4 protein-coding genes and 1 riboswitch are annotated in these 4582 nt (G+C 42.6%); all 4 genes read left to right on the top strand.

What is annotated here, in order from left to right; genetic code table 11:
* Positions 1 to 66: 66 nt before the first annotated feature.
* The 4 genes from ACI35L_RS17685 to ACI35L_RS17670 all read left to right on the top strand — a co-directional run bounded on the left by ACI35L_RS17685 (position 67) and on the right by ACI35L_RS17670 (position 4571).
* Entirely contained in the window at positions 67 to 492 is a 426-nt protein-coding gene (locus ACI35L_RS17685; protein WP_439803455.1) for a hypothetical protein, read from the top strand.
* Positions 493 to 602: 110 nt separating this feature from the next.
* On the top strand, positions 603 to 2102 hold the full coding sequence (locus tag ACI35L_RS17680; protein ID WP_439803454.1) for a carboxypeptidase M32: 1500 nt from the start codon (positions 603 to 605) through the stop codon (positions 2100 to 2102).
* Between the two features lie 300 nt (positions 2103 to 2402).
* A riboswitch (purine riboswitch) is annotated at positions 2403 to 2520 on the top strand.
* A gap of 151 nt (positions 2521 to 2671) precedes the next feature.
* A complete protein-coding gene (locus ACI35L_RS17675; protein WP_049670610.1) occupies positions 2672 to 3268 on the top strand; it encodes a xanthine phosphoribosyltransferase in 597 nt (198 codons plus the stop codon).
* On the top strand, positions 3258 to 4571 hold the full coding sequence (locus ACI35L_RS17670) for a nucleobase:cation symporter-2 family protein (protein ID WP_049670611.1): 1314 nt from the start codon (positions 3258 to 3260) through the stop codon (positions 4569 to 4571). The genes ACI35L_RS17675 and ACI35L_RS17670 overlap by 11 nt, the downstream gene beginning before the upstream one ends.
* Positions 4572 to 4582: the final 11 nt, after the last annotated feature.

Raw genomic sequence — 4582 nt, 5'->3', positions numbered from 1 at the left:
ATAATAAAACAATCAATCTAAATTAGCTAGACTCCCATTACATAGACAAAAGGAGGGTTCATTCCATTGGAAAAGAGACTGGCTTTTCCACTCATCCTGCTCTTTATGCTGGCAGGCTGTATACAAAAAAATAGCTCTCCATCACTTTCAGTTGAAAAATTAACGGTGTCTATTCAGGAAACGGATAGTGCGCCTGATAACTACTTGATTGAGATTTTGACCAACGGCATACAAAATGGACATGTAGCTTCATTGCCGAAGGCTATGTCCATCATCGTAAAAAAGGGCCAATTTGAATTGGATGTGACAATTGGAGCTGCTTATACACTGAAGATTTACCGCACAGATTATGATTCCATAGAAGGAATGTATAAGGGACTAAAAGAAGAGCCGGCAGGTGCAGGGGAGCCAGAAGACCCTTTAATCACCTATTCATTTACCGCAGAGGAGGAGATGAAATCATTGAAACTAAATATTCCTCCAAAGGATTAGAGGGAAATTCGTCTGCAATAGCGAATGATGTAAGGACATTATTTTGCAGGGAGTGCTGTCGCCATGTTGTGATAGAATTATCTGTATAGTTTTGTGAGGAGGAGAGAGCATTGAGTACACAAATAGAAAAAGAGTTTCTGGAATACATACAAACAATGGATGCCTATCGTGAGGCTTCTGCATTAATTGGCTGGGACCTGCGGACTGGTGCACCGAAAAAAACAATTGATAAAAGGAGCCAGGTAATTTCCATCCTATCGAAGGTTCATTTTGAAATGGCGACTGGAGAAAAGATGGAGAAATACTTAAAGGAGCTTGCCGATTATGACGGTGAGGAGGAAATGATTAAGGATATTGTGAAGGAATGCTGTCTTGAGTTTGATCGCATGAGCAAAATCCCAGCTGATGAGTACAAGGAATACGTTCAGCTGCAGTCAAAGGCGGAAAGTATCTGGGAGGAAGCAAAGGACAAGGCAGATTATCAACTCTTCCGTCCATATTTAGAGCAATTGATCGAAACAAACAAGACTTTCATACGCTATTGGGGCAAAGAGGAGCGGCCATACGATGCCCTGCTTGATATGTATGAGCCGGGCATGACGGTCGAGGTGCTTGATGAGGTATTTGGTGCCCTAAAGGCTGAAATTGTCCCGTTAGTGAAGAGAATAGCTGAATCGAAGAAAAAGCTCAACACAGACTTTATTTATAAGCATTTCGATAAGGACAATCAACGTGAATTCTGTATGAAAGCCATTAAAGAATTAGGGTATGACCTTGAGGCTGGCAGGCTGGACACAACTGTGCATCCATTTGCGACTGCTCTGAATGCGAATGATGTCCGGATTACAACGAAGTATGATGAATCCGATTTCCGGGTAGCGGTGTTCGGAACGATTCATGAATGCGGGCATGCTGTGTATGAACAGAATATTGATAAAGCGTTAGAGGGTACACCTCTATGCACAGGGACATCGATGGGTATCCATGAATCCCAGTCCCTCTTCTTCGAAAACTTTATCGGCCGCAACAAACATTTCTGGATAAGTCATTACAATCAATTGACACAAGCCTCACCAGAGCAATTTGACAAGATTGATTTAGACACATTCTATGAAGCGATTAATGAATCAAAACCGTCGTTAATTCGTGTGGAAGCCGACGAACTTACCTATGCCTTGCATATTATGATTCGCTATGAGCTTGAGAAAATGATCTTTAATGGCGAAGTATCTGTCGAAGAGCTTCCTAAGCTTTGGAATGATAAATACGAGGAATACTTAGGTATCAGACCTGAGCATGACGGGGAAGGGATTCTCCAGGATGTGCATTGGGCAGGGGGGATGTTCGGTTACTTCCCATCCTATGCGCTTGGATATATGTATGCTGCACAGCTGAAGGCGGCTATGCTGAAGGAAATTCCGGAGTTTGACGAACTTCTTGAACAAGGAAATCTCGAACCAATCAAGGGCTGGCTGACAAAACATGTGCACCAATTCGGGAAAAGAAAAACGCCAAAGGAAATCATTCAGCTGGCGACAGGCGAAGATTTGAACCCTCAATATTTGGTGGAGTATCTTAAGCAAAAATACGAAACGATTTATGAACTGTAAACAAACGTTCAATGGGAGGACTGTTGAGTTTGTTTGAAGTAAGATATTTTCTGGTTTTCGTCATGCTGTTCATGATCATAACAGGCTATTATTAACTTAACGCAGCTTATGCTGGATATATGCCGGAGCGTGCACAGATTCGTTCAATCATCCTGATCGCGGCAGCATTGATAGTTGTTTTGCTTACTATATTAGTCATTACCGTATTTATGTGAAAAGGATTTGCATGATTTTTCCTGCGAATTATCTGGCGAAAAATACTTCCCATTCCGGTAAAAGATTGCTATAATTCAATTCATATTCAAAAAACGACATTGCACTCATATAATCGCAGGGATATGGCCTGCAAGTATCTACCGGATTACCAGTGCGCATAGGGCGCCAAAATAATCTGACTATGAGTGGGAACAGCTGGCATTGATTTGATTTGCCTATAGATTGACAGTCCCATATGTTTATAGGACCTGTGAATTGTTGTGTTACCCACTTTTAGGTACGCAGCAGTTCATGGGTCCTTTTTGTATATGATGATATGCGATTGCCTAAAGGGAAATTGGAGGAAGACGACTTTGGAAAAACTAAAAGAAAAAATCATGACAGAAGGCCAAGTGCTATCAGATGACGTCCTTAAGGTGGATACGTTTTTAAACCATCAATTGGATCCGCAATTAATGAGCGAGATTGGGAAAGAGTTCGCTAAACGATTTAAGGGAATGGGAATTACAAAAATCGTGACGATTGAATCCTCCGGTATTGCTCCTTCCGTAATGGCAGGACTTGAATTACAGATTCCAGTTCTGTTCGCGCGTAAGAAGAAGTCACTAACCTTGCAGGATGATTTGTATACAGCATCCGTCTATTCCTTCACTAAGCAAGAAGAGAATCAAATTTGCATCGGGCGTAAATTCCTGAATAAAGAAGATACCGTACTTATTATTGATGACTTTTTGGCAAAAGGTCAGGCGGCTCTCGGTCTTGTTGACCTTGTTAAGCAGGCTGGTGCGAAGATTGCCGGGATTGGCATCGTCATTGAGAAGGAATTCCAGGACGGAGGAGCAAATCTTCGTAAGAAAGGCTATCGCGTTGAATCGCTCGCTAGAATTGAATCGCTTGAAGGTGGAATGGTAACCTTCAAGAAAGAGGAGGAACTCATCCATGAAGGCTAATAAATGGCAAACAGCGTCACTTGGCTTGCAGCACGTGCTCGCGATGTACGCAGGTGCGGTTATTGTTCCTTTGATTGTCGGCGGCGGCATCGGACTGACACCTGAACAGCTCACTCACCTTGTGTCTATTGATATCTTAATGTGCGGAATTGCCACATTGCTGCAAGTATGGAAGAATCGATTCTTTGGAATTGGCCTCCCGGTTGTTCTAGGTTGTACATTTACAGCAGTAGGGCCTATGATTGCGATTGGCGGGGATTATGGTATTCCAGCCATTTATGGAGCAATTTTGGCATCTGGATTATTTGTTATCTTAATTAGTAAGTATTTCAGTAAACTATTAGCTTTCTTCCCGCCGGTGGTAACCGGATCTGTTGTCACAATCATTGGTATGACCTTGATTCCTACTGCCATGAATAATATGGCTGGGGGACAAGGGGCAAGTGATTTTGGTTCAATTTCTAACATATTGCTCGCTTTTGGTACATTGCTGTTCATTGTTATTTTATATAAATTTTCTACTGGTTTTATAAGAGCAATCTCTATTTTGCTTGGTTTGATTGCAGGCTCCGTTGCCGCGGCATTCATGGGCAAGGTGGATATTCAAGCAATTCTCGATGCGGACGTATTATTAACGCCACAGCCATTCTATTTCGGGATGCCGTCCTTTGAATTAATCCCTGTCTTAACGATGATTCTGGTCGCAATGGTCAGTCTTGTTGAATCAACAGGGGTATATCTGGCTCTATCAGATATTTGTGAAGAGAAATTAGAGGAGAAGGATTTCGCAAAAGGCTATAGAGCAGAAGGGCTGGCAATTGTTCTAGGAGGTATCTTCAACTCGCTGCCTTATACGACCTACTCCCAAAACGTTGGTTTAATTCAAATGTCCGGCGTTCGCTCTAAAAATGTCATTTACACAGCCGGTGCGTTCTTGGTGATCCTTGGCTTCAGCCCGAAAATTGCTGCATTGACAACGGTCATTCCAAGTGCGGTTCTTGGCGGTGCGATGGTGGCGATGTTCGGTATGGTATTATCAGCAGGCATCAAAATGCTAAGCAAGGTTGATCTTCATTCCCAGGAGAATCTCTTGATTATCGCTTGTGCATGCGGCCTTGGCCTTGGTGTTTCAGTCGTACCTGAAATGTTCCAAAACCTGCCTTCAGGCTTACGCATTCTTACAGAGAACGGGATTGTCGCAGGCGGCCTGACAGCAATCGCTCTTAACCTCATCTTTAATGTATTTGGCAAGAAAGCGAAGGAAGGCCAAATGATTCAACGGAAAGAAGAAATGGCTTCGTAAAACGTAAAAAA

It is taken from the genome of Pradoshia sp., from assembly GCF_051873915.1.
Classification (GTDB): domain Bacteria; phylum Bacillota; class Bacilli; order Bacillales; family Pradoshiaceae; genus Pradoshia.
This window is presented reverse-complemented; position numbering and strand designations above follow the sequence as displayed.